We start from the raw sequence: 15,901 nt of genomic DNA, 5'->3' as shown, positions 1-15,901 counted from the left end.
TACCGTAAAACGCCCCGTAATGCTGTCATTACGGGGCGTTTTGCTTTGAAGCCTACCCTTTAGCAGCAGATTAGATATAGGAATGGGAACACAGCTATGACGATGCCTCTGAGTCAATTAGAAAACCGTTCGGAATTTATTCAACGCCATATTGGTCCATCAGAACAACAAGTAAAAACGATGTTGGACACTGTGGGTGCCACCTCTCTTGATGCACTGACAGACAATATTGTCCCTAAAGCCATTTTATTGGCAGAGCCACCAAGAGTTGGTGGTGGGGCGACAGAACAAGAAGCGTTAGCAGAATTGAAAGCAATAGCGAGTTTAAATAAGCGCTATAAGAGTTATATTGGGATGGGGTACGCCCCGGCTATTTTACCGCCCGTTATTTTACGTAACTTACTCGAAAACCCAGGTTGGTATACGGCTTATACGCCTTATCAGCCAGAAGTGTCTCAAGGACGCTTGGAATCGTTATTAAACTTTCAGCAATTAACGATTGATTTAACAGGGCTTGAATTAGCTTCCGCTTCCCTTTTAGATGAAGCGACAGCAGCGGCGGAAGCCATGGCGATGGCGAAACGTATTAGTAAATTAAAAAATGCTGAACGTTTTTTTGTTGCTGACGATATTCATCCACAAACATTAGATGTTGTTCGCACCCGTGCAGGCACATTTGGCTTTGAAGTGATAGTCGATAAAGCTGAGAAAGTCCTTGAACACGAAGGTGTGTTTGGGGCGTTATTGCAGCAAGTAGGCTCGACTGGTGAAGTCCATGACTACAGTGAACTGTATGCGCAACTCAAAGAGCGTAAAATTATAAGTTGTGTGGCCGCTGAAATGATGGCTCTGGTGATGTTAACCGCACCGGGTAAGCAAGGCGCTGATATTGTCTTTGGCTCAGCACAGCGCTTTGGTGTGCCTATGGGGTATGGTGGTCCACATGCTGCATTTTTTGCTTGCCGAGATGAATACAAGCGCGCAATGCCTGGCCGTATTATTGGTGTATCTCGCGATGCGTCCGGTCATACTGCACTGCGTATGGCGATGCAAACTCGAGAACAACATATTCGCCGTGAAAAAGCAAACTCAAATATCTGTACGTCACAGGTGTTGCTAGCAAATATTGCCGCAATGTATGCCGTTTACCATGGCCCAAAAGGGTTAAAATTGATTGCTGAGCGTATTCATCGCTTGACATCTATTTTCGCTAAGGCGCTACAAGATGCGGGTATCACACTACGTCATAAGAGCTGGTTTGACACACTCTCAATTGAGGTAGCAGATAAAGCTGCCGTTCTGGCGCGGGCGGAAAGTGCGAAGGTCAACTTACGTACTGATATTCATGGTGCAGTTGGTATCACATTCAGTGAAACAACAACACGCCAAGACTTGAATGAGCTATTCACTATCATCACAGGAAATGAGCAAAAATTGGATTTCGAACAACTTGATAAACAAGTTTCGTCCCAAGAGAGTGCTATTTGCCCTTCAATGCAACGTGATGATGCCATTTTGTCGCATCCGAATTTCAACCGTTATCATAGTGAAACGGAAATGATGCGCTATATGCACAGCCTAGAGCGTAAAGATCTCGCATTGAACCAAGCGATGATCCCGCTTGGCTCTTGTACGATGAAGCTAAATGCTGCGGCTGAAATGTTGCCGATCACATGGCCTGAATTTGGCGAAATGCATCCATTCTGCCCACCGGAGCAAGCTCAGGGCTATCATCAAATGATTGAGCAGCTATCACATTGGTTAGTTCAGTTAACAGGGTATGATGCAGTCTGTATGCAGCCTAACTCAGGTGCCCAAGGTGAATATGCAGGGTTATTGGCAATTCGCCGCTACCATGAAAGCCGCCATGAAGGACACCGTAATATTTGCCTTATCCCTGCATCGGCACACGGCACCAACCCTGCATCAGCACATATGGCTGGTATGGAAGTGGTGGTGGTACGCTGTGATGATGAAGGGAATATTGATCTGGTGGATTTACGTCAGCAGGCAGAAAAACATAGCGATAATCTTTCGTGTGTGATGGTGACTTACCCGTCAACTCATGGCGTGTATGAAGAGAGCATCAAAGAGGTTTGTGAGATCATTCATCAGTTTGGTGGGCAAGTGTACCTCGATGGTGCCAATATGAACGCACAAGTAGGCTTAACAACGCCAGGTTATATTGGTGCCGATGTTTCTCACCTCAATTTACACAAAACCTTCTGTATCCCACACGGTGGTGGCGGCCCAGGTATGGGGCCAATTGGCGTGAAAAAACATTTAGCGCCATTTGTTCCGGGGCATTCAGTTGTTGAACAAGAGATGATCACTGAGCAAGGCGCAGTTTCGGCAGCACCTTTTGGTAGTGCGTCCATTCTGCCAATCAGTTGGATGTACATTCGTATGATGGGATCTTATGGTCTGAGAAAAGCAAGTCAGGTAGCGATTTTAAACGCGAACTACATTGCTAAACGTCTACAAGGCCGCTATGACATTCTGTATACAGGTCGTGATGGCTACGTTGCTCACGAATGTATTGTTGACTTGCGCCCAATTAAGAAAGATACAGGGATCAGCGAATTAGATATCGCAAAACGCCTCATCGATTATGGTTTCCATGCACCAACCATGTCATTCCCTGTTGCGGGTACATTGATGATTGAACCAACAGAATCAGAAAGTCTGGTGGAAATTGATCGGTTTGTTGATGCGATGTTAGCCATCCGCAATGAAATTGACAAAGTGGCTAATGGGGAATGGACACTGGAAGATAACCCACTGGTTAATGCTCCACATGTTCAAACAGAGCTAGTGGCGCAGTGGGAGCATGCCTATAGCCGCGAGTTAGCTGTATTCCCAACAGCGGCCACAAAAGCAAACAAATATTGGCCTGCCGTGAAGCGCTTGGATGATGTTTATGGTGATCGCCATTTACATTGTTCCTGTGTGCCGATTGAAGAGTATATGTGATTAGTGTGTTGTAAATAATAAGTAGCCCTCAATAGTTGTATTATCAATTATTGGGGGTTTTTAGTTATAGTGGGGAAAGGATAAAACGCATCTGTTTCATCAATCGATAGCCGTTGGTATTTTCCGCGTGATAACACGATTGAGTTAAATACCCGATATTATTACCGGGTATTTGATTCACTGATTCACACCAAGAGCAAACTCTATTGGTGAATAAATTACAACAACCAACCTTTTTGCTGGGCGAGTTTCAATTGTGGTAAGAGTTGCTCCCAAAATTCAGGAAATACTTCTTCTATAAACTCATTTCGAGCGATCACTTGTTCTAGGCGAATATTATTCTCGACCCAACTTTGCCCTTGATTATGTAAATTTAAGAGCATAGGAATGGTTCTATCGATAACATTGGCAAATTTCGCATCCAATGTTTCTGCCGCATCATACTCTTTCCATAAAGCCAAAAATTGCTCATTTTGTGGAGAAGGGAGTAAGCCAAAAATACGAACAGCAGCTTTGACCTCTTCTTCGCGAATAGCATCACGTGCCGCAACATCGTAAACCAAGACATCACCTGCATCGATTTCGACGATATCATGTACTAAGGCCAACTTAATGGCGTGATCAACATTCACCCCTTTGACATAAGGCGCGAAACTCATTGCAGCCATAGCAAATTGCCAACTATGCTCCGCTGTATTTTCTTGCCTCTCATTGTTGAGTAATTTATTTTTTCGATAAACACTTTTTAGTTTATCCAACTCCATTAAAAATTGGATAACTTCGGTAAAGCCGCCAAAATCTAAAACGTCAACGGACTTATTACCTTTTGCAGATGACATAAAAACCTCAATTATTTTTCTTCTTCCAACGAGTAAGGGAGTGGCTGAATAGTTAGGTGGCTTTGCTCATCCCCTGTAACACGAAATACACTATCCGCTTCCATATCATTATTCATAATGATTTGAATATTCACTTCACCATTTGCTAATTTCACCGCAGCAAGAACAGTACCGGTACGGCGCCATTTATCACCTAATTGCCATTCTACACCTTCACCGACTGCCGGAACGGATGTTGCTGTGCCTTTCAGCCAATACATCGCCCGCTTATTGGCGCCACGGAATTTTGCCCGTGCGACCATTTCTTGTCCGGTATAGCAACCTTTTTTAAAGCTAATACCATAAGGTAAGGCTTGCAGGTTGGTGGCTTGAGGCAAATGTTGCGCGCTGCTGGCTTGTTCGATAACGGCGTATCCCGCTTCTATTTCTAGTGATAACCATTGCTCATCATTAACCACTTCCGCATTAAGCGAGTCGGTAATTTTTTGTGCAGTTGCTTGATCTGTGACGATAAGAAAACGTTCGTTAGGCAATGCGTAATGTAAAATTGTTGAGACGCCATCAACGGTGACTTGGTTTTCTGCATCAGGTAGCGTAGTGAATATAGTGGCTAATGCTTCGCGAGCCCCTTTCCCCGCGACACCGAGTAATTTTAGCTCTTGCTTATGTTCAAAGGTGACTTTCGAGAACACCGCGTATTTTTTTAGCTCGGCTAATTGGCTATCAAGTACGCTGGCTCTTTCAATATAAGAGAAACCATCAAGGTGGTGGAATAGACGCAAGTCACTCCACATTTTCCCTTTAGGATCACAGTGAGCGGTTAAGGTGTGTTGTGCTGGTGTCATTGCGCTAACATCAGCCGTAACTTGCCCTTGAAGGTACTTTTCAGCATCAAGGCCATGCAAATGAATTAATCCCCAGTTTTCCAGTGAAATCAATATAAGTGGTAAAGACTGAGAATCAAGAGGGAATTGTTTTGAGTGAGCAACTTCAGTAGTCATGATTTCACCTGTTTTTCTTTCGTATCAGAAGGGGGTTAATGGTAAAAGAGCTGGATTACATTGCAAGTAGTTATTATGATGCGCTATCAATTATTCAATATTTTTAATCGGCATTCTTGGATAAAAGCGCGATAGAGTGATGAAAATTATCGACATTGTACGATAGGTCATGTTTTCCCAATCAATTATCTGTTAGAGTATTGAAAATAATTAATCTTATCAGTTAACTGCAACAAATAAGGTCGTAGTGGAATGGATATAGAGAATAAAGCAAGAATTCATTGGGCTTGCCGTCGTGGTATGCGTGAGTTGGATATTTCCATCATGCCATTCTTTGAATATGAATATGAAGGACTTTCTGACAAGGACAAACGTACTTTTGTTCGTTTACTTGAGTGTGCAGACCCTGATCTGTTTAACTGGTTAATGAATCATGGGCGCCCAGACGACGATGAGTTGTTTGGTATGGTTAAATTGATTCAGGAAAGAAATAAAAATCGTGGTCCTGTGGAAATCTAATCTCTCCATTTCATGGAAAACTCAGCTTTTTTCAACCTGTGCTCATGGGGTAGTCGGCTTTATTCTATTGGTCGCACCATGGGCGCCAGGGAATTCAATGGTGTGGTTGCCGCTGTTAGTGATTGTGATTGCTAGCTGGGCAAAAAGCCAAAAAAGCATCAGCAAAATCAAAGGGACTGCGGTGCTGGTTAATGGCAATAAAGTCCAATGGAAAAAGAATGAGTGGAGTATCGTTAAGCAACCTTGGTGTAGCCGTGTGGGGGTATTATTGACACTCAGTGCCTTACAAGGTAAGCCACAGAAGATCCGTTTATGGGTTGCAAAAGATGCCTTATCAGAAGAGAGCTGGCGTAATTTAAACCAACTATTACTGCAATATCCTGATATTTAATCATTAGGGGTTATTGCAGTAATGGGGAAAGTCAGCATAGTCAACTTACAGTAATTCTTCAATCTCGGTTAAGATTTGCATACACCACTGTGCGATACGCTCATCGGTCTCTTCAAATTGATTCACATCATCTAAAGCCAAACCAACGAACTGTGTACCATCTTCTGTCAGTGCTTTCGGGCTTTCGAATTGGTAACCATCGAGTGGCCAAAAGCCTACAAATTGCACCCCTGTTGGCTTTAGTTGATGATATAGCATGCCTAGTGCATCAAGAAACCATTCACTATAATCAATCTGATCGCCCATCCCATACATAGCAACAATTTTGTTGTTAAGCTTAAGATTGGGAAGCGCATCCCAAATTGCCAGCCAGTCTTCTTGTATTTCACCAAAATCCCACGTAGGGATACCCAAAATGAGAACGTCATACTGCTCCATCAGTTCAGGCGGTGTATCGTTGACATTATGTAATGTAACCAAATCTTCACCGAGGATATCGCGTATTTTTTCCGCGACAATTTCGGTATAACAAGTACTAGAACCGTAAAAGAGACCTATTTTCATGTTAATGTAACTAGTTTTCATTGCAGTAGAGAGGTATTGTAACAGAATGAACGGTATCGGGCACACACTCTCAATATTTTAGGGGGATGAGAAGACGAACCGAACATCACCAATAGCGCTGTAACTTGAGATAGGATAGGTATAATAGCTTACGTGGCGGTTATGAAGAGGAATATAAGCAGCGTGGAAACCAAACAGCTTAATCCATTAATTGAGCAATTTCTTGATACCATTTGGTTAGAGCAAGATCTCGCTGAAAATACATTGGCATCTTATCGTTTAGATTTGCAATTATTAGATAAGTGGCTGGAAGCGAATCAATTGGATTTGGAAAGTGTTCAATCAATCGATTTACAATCGTTTTTGGCAGAACGGATTGAAGGGGGATACAAAGCGGCTAGCTCTGCGCGTCTATTAAGCGCTATGCGGCGTTTATTCCAATATTTTTATCGTGAAAAAATACGGCTTGATGATCCTTCAGCGGTGATTGCCGCACCTAAAATACCACAACGGCTACCAAAAGATTTGAGTGAACAGCAGGTTGAAGACCTACTGAATGCCCCTGCAACCGAGGATCCTCTTGAGCTTCGCGATAAAGCGATGTTGGAAGTCCTGTATGCTTGTGGGTTACGAGTCTCAGAGCTGGTGGGGTTAACTTTCTCCGATATTAGCCTACGGCAAGGTGTCATACGTGTTGTGGGGAAAGGGAATAAAGAAAGATTGATTCCTCTGGGAGAAGAGGCTATTTATTGGGTAGAAAAATACCTTGAAGAAGGTAGGCCTGACTTACTCAATGGTAAAGCCAGTGATGTTTTATTTCCTAGCAAACGTGGCACAAAAATGACGCGCCAAACATTTTGGCATCGTATTAAACATTATGCGGTGATTGCGAATATCGATTCTGAAGCGTTATCACCACACGTTCTACGCCATGCATTTGCGACACATTTACTGAATCACGGCGCCGACTTACGAGTTGTGCAAATGCTATTAGGGCATAGTGATCTCTCTACGACACAGATTTATACACATGTCGCAACCGAGCGTTTGCGCATGTTACATGAGCAGCATCATCCAAGGGGGTGATGTGCGTTAAAGGATAATTATGAAACATAAACTACTCTTATGGGCGGCTTGCATTGCAACATTTTCCGCCTCAGTGTCTGCGGCAACAGATGATAAAGTGATTGAAGAGAAGCTTGCCAGATATAATATCTCTGTAGAATCAATCAAACCATCGCCTATTGTAGGGCTTAATACTATTGATACTTCAGATGGTATTATTTATGTAACTGATGATGGGAAATATTTATTACAAGGCCCTATTTATGATTTAAGCGGCAAAATGCCAGTCAACATTTCTAATCAACCACTCATGAAAAAGGTTGAAGCGCTAAAAGATGAAATGATCGTCTTTAAAGCGCCGAAAGAGAAGTATGTGGTTACAGTATTTACCGATATTACCTGTAGCTACTGCAAAAAATTCCATGAATCGGTTGGTGAATTAAATAGCAAAGGTATCACAGTCCGTTACCTCGCTTACCCACGCCAAGGTTTGGAGCATGAGTCTGCAAAACAAATGGCATCTATATGGTGTAATGCGCTCCCTCAAAGTGCATTAACTAAAGCGTTTAAAGGTGACGAAGTTGCCATGATTGATGAATGTAAAATTGATCTCAGTAAACACGTTAAGTTAGGTAGCCAATTTAAAATGACAGGAACGCCAGCGATCGTGTTACCTGATGGGCAATTATTGTCGGGTTATTTATCCCCCGATAAACTGTTAAAGATACTCGAACAAAATAGTTAACCATTGTGAATGTAGAAACTTTTTTACGCCAGCGTACACTCGCTGAGGATATTAAAACACTGGATGGTTTTCCTGAAATCCTTCAGCGAGTTTATGCCCATCGAGGCGTGACGGATATTTCACAGCTAGAGCGTAAAGCCGCTAACTTATTAGATTACCGCACGTTATCAGGGATAGATAACGCATTAACGCTACTTTATAGTGCATTGGAGAACCATAGCGTAATTACCATCGTAGGGGATTTCGATGCTGATGGCGCTACGAGTACGGCTTTAGCTATTCGCGCATTAAAATCAATGGGATATGTGAACTTAAATTACATTGTTCCAAATCGGTTTGAAAATGGTTATGGGCTGACGCCTCTTGTCGTTGAGGAAGCCTACAAACGCGGCGCGGATCTTATCATCACCGTTGATAATGGTATTTCGTCACACGAAGGTGTCGAAGCGGCTAGGCAGCATGATATTAAGGTCATTGTGACGGATCACCATCTTCCGGGAGATGTATTACCGAAGGCCGATGCCATTATTAACCCTAATCTAGAAGGGTGCCAATTTGCTTCTAAATCATTAGCAGGCGTTGGCGTGACTTTCTACTTAATGTCCGCGTTACGCGCCAAATTGCGCCAAGAAGGCTGGTTTGTTAAGCAGGGAATGAGCGAACCTAATTTAGCCGAATTCTTAGATTTAGTTGCGCTCGGAACAGTGGCAGATGTTGTTCCACTTGATACTAATAATCGTATTTTAGTGCATCAAGGTCTGCATCGTGTCAGGGCGGGGCGTTGTTGTGCGGGGATCAAAGCATTAATCGAGGTCTCAAAGCGGGAATGCTCTCGTTTGGTCGCCAACGACTTTGGTTTTGCTTTAGGGCCTCGTTTGAATGCCGCAGGGCGTTTAGATGATATGTCTGTGAGTATTGAATTACTCCTGACCGATGATATGGCTTATGCGCGAGAACTGGCTAACGAGCTGGATGGATTAAACCAAGCACGGCGGGAAATTGAAGCGGGGATGCAACAAGAAGCTTCCGTGTTATTTAATAAAATTGAGTATAGTGATAGCCAATTACCCAATGGGCTAGCTATCTATCATCCTGAGTGGCACCAAGGGGTTGTGGGAATATTGGCGTCAAGGATTAAAGAACAATATCACCGCCCTGTGATTGCTTTTGCACCCGCGGGTGACGGCACATTAAAAGGCTCAGGGCGCTCAGTACCAGGGGTGCATATGCGCGATGCATTAGAGCGCCTAAATACCTTACAACCGGGGCTAATGCAAAAATTTGGTGGTCATGCCATGGCGGCTGGCTTGAGCCTAGAAGAGAGTAAATTTGGCTTATTTAAGCAGCATTTTGAATCATTGATGGGGGAACTTATTCAACCCGATCAGCTATCAGGTGTTGTTTGGAGTGATGGTGAACTCAAACAGGATGAGTTCACATTAGAAATTGCTGAGTTACTACGTGAAAGCGGCCCTTGGGGGCAATCATTCCCTGAGCCTGTTTTTGACGGCTATTTTCGGTTGCTGCAACAGCGCTTAGTGGGTGAACGCCATCTTAAAATGATGTTAGAGCCAGTGAAGGGTGGGCCAATGCTGGATGCGATTATGTTTAATATCGATGTGCGGCGGTGGCCCGATAATAGTGTGAAACGCGCAAAAATTGCGTTTAAACTAGATGTTAACGAGTTTCGAGGTCAAAAGAGTGTTCAACTGATGGTTGAGCACATTTGGCCTGAATAAGGGAACTTTCTCAGTTTACGTCGATGAGAGGTAAGATTCGCTTTTGCAGTGCTATAAATTTTAGTGAAATTCCGTTATCATTGACGGTTTGTGAAGAATTTATTCTATTTATAACGACCAAACATAAGACATTGAAAAATGACGTTTGAAATTAACCCAGTAAAAAGTAAGATTCAGGACCTATCTGAGCGAACAGCGGTCCTTAGGGGGTATCTTTGACTATGATGCCAAGAAAGAACGCTTAGAAGAAGTTAATGCGGAACTTGAGCAACCAGATGTCTGGAACGAACCTGAAAGAGCACAGGCGTTAGGTAAAGAGCGATCTTCTCTTGAGGCGATTGTTGACACCATAGATCAAATGACCCAAGGCCTTGAAGACGTTGAAGGCTTACTCGAACTTGCTATTGAAGCTGATGATGAAGACACCTTTAATGAAGCAGGTGAAGAGTTAACTCAGCTCCAAGCAAAACTAGAGCAGCTTGAGTTTCGCCGGATGTTTTCTGGTGAATATGATAGCGCTGATTGCTACATTGATTTACAAGCCGGTTCTGGCGGTACTGAAGCCCAAGATTGGGCCAGTATGTTAATGCGTATGTACTTACGTTGGGCAGAATCGAAAGGCTTCAAAACAGAAATTATTGAAGAATCAGATGGCGATGTGGCGGGTTTAAAATCGGCAACCATTAAAGTTATCGGTGATTATGCTTACGGTTGGCTAAGAACAGAATCCGGCGTACACCGTCTCGTGCGTAAAAGCCCATTTGATTCAGGGGGGCGCCGCCATACGTCGTTTAGCTCCGCCTTTATTTACCCTGAAGTTGATGACGATATTGATATCGAAATTAACCCAGCAGATTTACGCATTGATGTTTACCGCGCTTCTGGTGCGGGTGGGCAGCACGTAAACAAAACTGAGTCAGCAGTACGTATTACGCACATACCTACAAATATTGTGACTCAATGTCAGAATGACCGTTCGCAACATAAAAACAAAGATCAAGCCATGCGCCAGTTAAAAGCGAAGCTTTATGAACTGGAGATGCAGAAAAAGAATGCTGATAAGCAAGCGATGGAAGAGAATAAATCGGATATTGGCTGGGGTAGCCAAATTCGTTCTTATGTCCTTGATGATGCACGTATTAAAGATTTACGTACTGGTGTGGAAACGCGTAATACGCAAGCCGTACTGGATGGTGATTTGGATAAATTCATTGAAGCTAGCTTGAAAGCTGGCCTGTGAGGAAAAAATGTCTCAGCAGCAACAACAGGGTGCAGAACAAGCACCCGATTTGAATAACGAATTGAAAGCACGTAAAGAAAAACTCGTTGCTTTACGTGAAAAAGGGATCCCATTCCCGAATGATTTCCGTCGTGATATCACATCGGAAAAGATCCACGCACAATATGATGAAAAATCAGCGGAAGAGCTAGAAGACTTAAATATTGAAGTCGCCATTGCTGGTCGTATGATGACTCGTCGTATTATGGGTAAAGCATCATTTGCAACCCTGCAAGATGTGGGTGGTCGTATTCAAATCTATGTTTCTCGCGATGACTTAGCGGAAGGCGTTTATAACGAGCAATTTAAAAAGTGGGATTTAGGCGATATTTTAGGCGCTAAAGGCCGCTTATTTAAAACCAAAACAGGTGAATTGACTGTCCATTGTCACGAAGTGCGTCTACTGACGAAAGCACTGCGCCCATTACCGGACAAATTCCACGGTTTAGCAGACCAAGAAACACGTTATCGTCAACGTTACCTTGATCTGATTGCCAACGATGAATCTCGCCACACCTTTATGGTTCGTTCGAAGATCTTAGCTGAGCTACGTAACTTTATGGTCGGCAAAGGCTTTATGGAAGTGGAAACACCAATGATGCAAGTTATCCCTGGTGGTGCTTCTGCTCGTCCATTTGTGACTCACCACAATGCGCTGGATATCGATATGTATCTGCGTATCGCTCCTGAACTGTACCTAAAACGTTTAGTGGTTGGTGGTTTCGAACGTGTGTTTGAAATTAACCGCAACTTCCGTAACGAAGGCCTGTCTCCACGTCATAACCCTGAGTTCACTATGATGGAACTCTATATGGCGTATGCTGATTACCGTGACCTAATCGATCTGACTGAAGAGTTATTCCGCACGTTAGCGCAGAATGTTTTAGGAAACACTGTCGTTAAATACGGTGAGCAAGAGTTTGATTTTGGTAAACCATTTGCCAAATTGACCATGAAGGAAGCCATTTGTAAATATCGTCCTGAAACTAACGTTGCTGATTTGGATGATATGGATAAAGCGGTTGCAATTGCCCAGTCTATCGGCATCAAGGTAGAAAATAGCTGGGGCTTAGGTCGTGTTCAATGTGAAATTTTTGAAGAGGTTGCAGAAAGCCACCTGATCCAACCAACTTTCATTATTGAATATCCAGCGGAAGTTTCACCATTAGCTCGTCGCAATGATGAAAATCCATTTATCACCGACCGTTTTGAGTTTTTCATCGGTGGACGTGAAATCGGTAACGGTTTCTCTGAGTTAAATGACGCTGAAGACCAAGCAGAGCGTTTCGCTGAGCAAGTTCGTCAGAAAGATGAAGGTGATGACGAAGCGATGTTCTATGACGAAGACTATGTCACCGCATTAGAGCATGGTTTACCGCCAACGGCTGGCCTCGGGATTGGTATTGACCGTATGGTCATGCTATTTACTGACAGTCATACGATCCGTGACGTGATCTTATTCCCTGCATTACGCCCATCTAAAGCTTAGTGCTATCAATAACAATGCCCAGCTGAGTCTGGGCATTGTTTTATCCAATCCTAAATCGTTAAATAATACGTTAGTACAGTTAGCGATTATTAAATTATTACTTAAGTTAAATTATTTTTGTTAATGTATTTCCTTTATCAATAGGGCTTAATTATTTTTTATTGTTGCGCTTAAGTGGAAATACTCAGACATCATTTTTATGTTTATAACATAATAAGTGTAATGTACTTAACAAAATGTTAATAGATAAAAGATTCGAATTTGTTTTTTTGTTAGAAAATATTTCATATATTGAAATATTGTACTTTTCAGAAAAATCAAATAGTCACCGCCGTCCTACAGTGGAATTGTTTATTAACCGGATAAAGGTTTCGCTTGAGATCGTTAGATGATAATTTTTTACAGTTATTATTTATAAAACTCAAAATAAGTGTTCTTAGTAATTTTATTGCATTAAAAATGATGGGGTCGATACCGATTTAGTGCTAAGATTAAAATAATTAACCAAAATTTATGAGATGACTCTATTTCTAGATTAGGGCTTATAGAAAATAGATAAATTTTAGCTTACACTAGGTTTCTTGAATGTCATTATAATAGCGAAGAAAAGTGCTGGTAAGGTAACTATATGTTTTCAAACAATAAAATTTTTGTTGCGTCTTTGCTTTTGGCTGGGACAGCAATTCTCTCTGGCTGTTCTTGGGGCTCTAACACGAATTATTCAGAAAAAACTGATGCCACAGCTTCATCAACGGCTAATTCAGCGACGGGGCAGCAGTACATGGATTATTCCCATGCTGATTCTCAGACTGTTTTAAACACGGCAATTAATCATAAGCCCGCTGGGCAAAATCCTACGATGCTAAATCAATCTGGAAGCGAAGGTGAGTCATTCCAGAGTTTAAGCACCTGTATTAAAGAACTTAATGCACTGAAAACACTGTCACCAGCAGATTACAATCGCTTAGTCGGTTCCTTTAAAGAAGTGAGCGAAATTAATCAGCTTTATAAACAAGTCGCATCGACAGCAAGTCCAGACACGATTGAACTGTTACAAATGGCAATAGAAGCTAAAACAAAAGTTCTTTGCGCGAAAGTTCGTTATAACTCAGTCCTGTCTACCGAATCAACATTGGAAAAAATTAGTGGATTATGAGAATTAACCTAAGACTTTGTATATCTTTGGCCATTTTTTCGGCTGCTTTTAGTCAATTTGCAAAATCGGATAGCTTCAATAATGTCATTGATGACTTTGACACTTACCTGCAATTAGAGCAGGAAGGTAAAGTGCCGGAAAAGCCATTGAATATTCAAGGTCAGGGATATGACTCATTTTCATCTTTACCGCTCGCTCCTGAGCCAAAAGAAAAATCTAAATCTGCTGCGGGTAAAAATGCAGGCCAAAGTAAAACGCCTGCACGTACCCAACCTAAAGCTAAAGGGACGGTCACTCAGCAGACCCAAACTAAAGTTACGACGACAAAAGTAGCTACACAAGCTAAAGGTCAGATGACAGAACAACCTAAAGTTGCTTTGTCTGAATGCCCATTACCAGAAGAAAGCATTGTGGATCAACAAACTGGTTCAGCACACCAGTCTTTGTTATTGTCATCCTACCCTTATTTCTTTAATTCAAACCAATGGCATCCACAGTATTTATCGAAAGATTTTGCTAAATACCAAATTGTTCTAGATCCATTAGGGCTTTACTCTGCTAAGTACTCAATGGGGGTATTGCGTGATAATACGGCTTACCTAGAACAGCTTGCCGATCTGCTCGCGCAACAACAATCGACTCACCTATTTAGATTTGGTGCTGCTCAAGGCGCTGGTCAGTTAATTGCTTATCATCAACTTTTAACCGATAGGCAATTAGTCGAAAAATTAATTGCACATAATAAAAGTGTAGCGGAACTCAGTCATGATATCGCCGAGAAACAATTTGAAATAGAGCGTATCAATAACGAACTTGCCGAAAATAAAAATCAAGTTGCTTTGTTACGTGAAAAACTAAGTGCAACAGATGATAAAGAAACCATTGTATTACTGACGGATGAATTGAACTCCGTTAAAAATATACTGGCAGATAAAGAAAATAATTTAGAACAACTCACTGCACAGAATCAACAAGCGCAGAAATCAATTGCGGCACTTGAGAAAAAACTTAGCGAAAGTATTCAAGCTCAAGCATTAGCAGAAAAACAACTTGCTGAGAAAGATAAACAAATAGAGCAAGCAAAATTACAATTTGAAAATGCTCAGAAGCAAGTTGAACAATTAACCGCCCAGCTAACTCAATTAGAAACGGATGCAAAAGAGCAGGCGGAACGATTAAATAAAAATAGTGACGAGCAAGTTAAGCTCGTGACTGCTTCACTTGAAAAACAGAAGGAATTACTGAAGCAAAAAGAGTCAGAACTTCAGTTAACTCAAAAACAAAATAGCGATATTCAAGCTGAACTGTTGAAACAGCAAGCAGCTTCTAAAGCTTTTGAGGCTGAGCTAAAAGCGGCACAACAACTGTTAAAAACGAATAAAACAGAGCAAGATTCGCTGACGAAACAGTATGCAGAAAGTCTGAAAATTCAGCAGCAGCTACAAGAAAAATTAGCGAAACAAGAGCAAGAGTTTGCAACAGCACAAACTCAGCTGAAAAAAGCCAATACGGATGTTGTTGAGTTGCAAAAAGAGATTGAGAAGCAGAAGCAGCTAATGACGCAAGCGTCCGATCAGCAAGTAAAAGCATTGACGGCTGATCTTAACCAACAAATTGCGTTATTGAAGAAACAAGAAGCGGTGTTGCAAAAAGCGGAGTCAGATAGCCAAGCGACACGCGAAGCGTTGGCGAAGCAACAGGCCACAGCGCAACAGTTAGTAGAGCAGAAAAAAGCGTTAGAAGCTGAGTTGAAGACAGCTCAAGCACAGTTACAAGCACAGAAAACGGAGCAAGCGACATTAGCGAAGCAATATGAAGCAGGTCAGAAAGCCCAGCAGCAGCTACAAGAAAAATTAGCGAAACAAGAGCAAGAGTTTGCAACAGCGCAAACTCAGCTGAAAAAAGCCAATACGGATGTTGTTGAGCTGCAAAAAGAGATTGAGAAGCAGAAGCAGCTAATGACGCAAGCGTCGGATCAGCAAGTAAAAGCATTAACGGCTGATCTTAACCAACAAATCGCGTTATTGAAGAAACAAGAAGCAGTGTTGCAAAAAGCAGAGTCGGATAGCCAAGCGACACGCGAAGCGCTGGCGAAGCAACAGGCCGCAGCGAAACAGTTAGCTGAGCAGAATAAGCAGCTA

At 42.3% G+C, this 15,901-nt stretch carries 13 protein-coding genes; 10 read left to right on the top strand and 3 right to left on the bottom strand.

Features of this window, described 5'->3' with window-relative positions; translation table 11 throughout:
* The first annotated feature begins 96 nt into the window (after positions 1-96).
* Positions 97-2,973 carry an aminomethyl-transferring glycine dehydrogenase gene (gcvP, locus tag PR675_RS04310; RefSeq protein ID WP_053110429.1) on the top strand — a complete coding sequence of 959 codons (2,877 nt, stop codon included), beginning with the start codon at positions 97-99 and terminating at the stop codon, positions 2,971-2,973.
* 218 nt (positions 2,974-3,191) lie between these two features.
* Here gcvP and PR675_RS04305 read toward each other — a convergent pair whose 3' ends face one another.
* A complete protein-coding gene (locus PR675_RS04305) occupies positions 3,192-3,812 on the bottom strand; it encodes an HD domain-containing protein (RefSeq protein ID WP_004921714.1) in 621 nt (206 codons plus the stop codon).
* Between the two features lie 11 nt (positions 3,813-3,823).
* Positions 3,824-4,813, bottom strand: a complete 990-nt coding sequence (gene ygfZ / locus PR675_RS04300; RefSeq protein ID WP_004921711.1) for a tRNA-modifying protein YgfZ — start codon at positions 4,811-4,813, stop codon at positions 3,824-3,826.
* A gap of 252 nt (positions 4,814-5,065) precedes the next feature.
* Between ygfZ and sdhE the strand changes: the two genes are divergently transcribed.
* Both sdhE and PR675_RS04290 read left to right on the top strand, forming a co-directional pair.
* The gene (sdhE, locus tag PR675_RS04295; protein ID WP_004921708.1) at positions 5,066-5,332 is read left to right on the top strand and encodes an FAD assembly factor SdhE; all 267 of its coding nucleotides are present in this window, start codon (positions 5,066-5,068) and stop codon (positions 5,330-5,332) included.
* A complete protein-coding gene (locus PR675_RS04290) occupies positions 5,313-5,723 on the top strand; it encodes a protein YgfX (RefSeq protein ID WP_036941148.1) in 411 nt (136 codons plus the stop codon). Before sdhE ends, PR675_RS04290 begins: the two co-directional genes overlap by 20 nt.
* Before the next feature lie 45 nt (positions 5,724-5,768).
* Here PR675_RS04290 and fldB read toward each other — a convergent pair whose 3' ends face one another.
* Positions 5,769-6,287, bottom strand: coding sequence for a flavodoxin FldB (gene fldB, locus PR675_RS04285; protein ID WP_014656387.1), 519 nt, complete (start codon positions 6,285-6,287; stop codon positions 5,769-5,771).
* A 162-nt stretch (positions 6,288-6,449) separates the two neighbouring features.
* On the opposite strand from fldB, the gene xerD reads away from it, so the two are divergent.
* The 7 genes from xerD to PR675_RS04250 all read left to right on the top strand — a co-directional run.
* On the top strand, positions 6,450-7,373 hold the full coding sequence (xerD, locus tag PR675_RS04280) for a site-specific tyrosine recombinase XerD (protein WP_004921697.1): 924 nt from the start codon (positions 6,450-6,452) through the stop codon (positions 7,371-7,373).
* A gap of 19 nt (positions 7,374-7,392) precedes the next feature.
* Entirely contained in the window at positions 7,393-8,097 is a 705-nt protein-coding gene (gene dsbC, locus PR675_RS04275; RefSeq protein ID WP_004921696.1) for a bifunctional protein-disulfide isomerase/oxidoreductase DsbC, read from the top strand.
* 5 nt (positions 8,098-8,102) lie between these two features.
* Complete coding sequence (gene recJ / locus PR675_RS04270) at positions 8,103-9,836, top strand: single-stranded-DNA-specific exonuclease RecJ (RefSeq protein WP_004921693.1); 1,734 nt, start codon at positions 8,103-8,105, stop codon at positions 9,834-9,836.
* 138 nt (positions 9,837-9,974) lie between these two features.
* Positions 9,975-11,076, top strand: a protein-coding gene (prfB, locus tag PR675_RS04265) for a peptide chain release factor 2 (RefSeq protein WP_101495230.1) whose coding sequence is annotated in 2 segments (ribosomal slippage) — positions 9,975-10,052 and positions 10,054-11,076 — 1,101 coding nt in all. Because the reading frame shifts where the segments join, the coding sequence is not laid out codon by codon here.
* Between the two features lie 7 nt (positions 11,077-11,083).
* Entirely contained in the window at positions 11,084-12,604 is a 1,521-nt protein-coding gene (lysS, locus tag PR675_RS04260; protein ID WP_004921686.1) for a lysine--tRNA ligase, read from the top strand.
* Positions 12,605-13,232: 628 nt separating this feature from the next.
* Positions 13,233-13,760, top strand: a complete 528-nt coding sequence (locus PR675_RS04255; RefSeq protein ID WP_004921685.1) for a hypothetical protein — start codon at positions 13,233-13,235, stop codon at positions 13,758-13,760.
* Positions 13,761-13,786: 26 nt separating this feature from the next.
* Positions 13,787-15,901 (top strand): hypothetical protein (locus PR675_RS04250; protein WP_272582691.1); only part of this gene is annotated, 2,115 nt, incomplete at its 3' end.

Source organism: Providencia sp. PROV261 (assembly GCF_028477945.1).
GTDB lineage: Bacteria > Pseudomonadota > Gammaproteobacteria > Enterobacterales > Enterobacteriaceae > Providencia > Providencia stuartii.
The sequence above is the reverse complement of the archived record's forward strand: the minus strand, read 5'-3'. Positions and strand labels throughout refer to the sequence as shown.

What these genes read in the sequence shown, in the direction of transcription:
- gcvP (WP_053110429.1), top strand. Translation starts at nt 97, where the DNA reads ATGACGATGCCTCTGAGTCAATTAGAAAACCGTTCGGAATTTATTCAA.
- PR675_RS04305 (WP_004921714.1), bottom strand. Translation starts at nt 3,812, where the DNA reads ATGTCATCTGCAAAAGGTAATAAGTCCGTTGACGTTTTAGATTTTGGC.
- ygfZ (WP_004921711.1), bottom strand. Translation starts at nt 4,813, where the DNA reads ATGACTACTGAAGTTGCTCACTCAAAACAATTCCCTCTTGATTCTCAG.
- sdhE (WP_004921708.1), top strand. Translation starts at nt 5,066, where the DNA reads ATGGATATAGAGAATAAAGCAAGAATTCATTGGGCTTGCCGTCGTGGT.
- fldB (WP_014656387.1), bottom strand. Translation starts at nt 6,287, where the DNA reads ATGAAAATAGGTCTCTTTTACGGTTCTAGTACTTGTTATACCGAAATT.
- xerD (WP_004921697.1), top strand. Translation starts at nt 6,450, where the DNA reads ATGAAGAGGAATATAAGCAGCGTGGAAACCAAACAGCTTAATCCATTA.
- dsbC (WP_004921696.1), top strand. Translation starts at nt 7,393, where the DNA reads ATGAAACATAAACTACTCTTATGGGCGGCTTGCATTGCAACATTTTCC.
- lysS (WP_004921686.1), top strand. Translation starts at nt 11,084, where the DNA reads ATGTCTCAGCAGCAACAACAGGGTGCAGAACAAGCACCCGATTTGAAT.
- PR675_RS04255 (WP_004921685.1), top strand. Translation starts at nt 13,233, where the DNA reads ATGTTTTCAAACAATAAAATTTTTGTTGCGTCTTTGCTTTTGGCTGGG.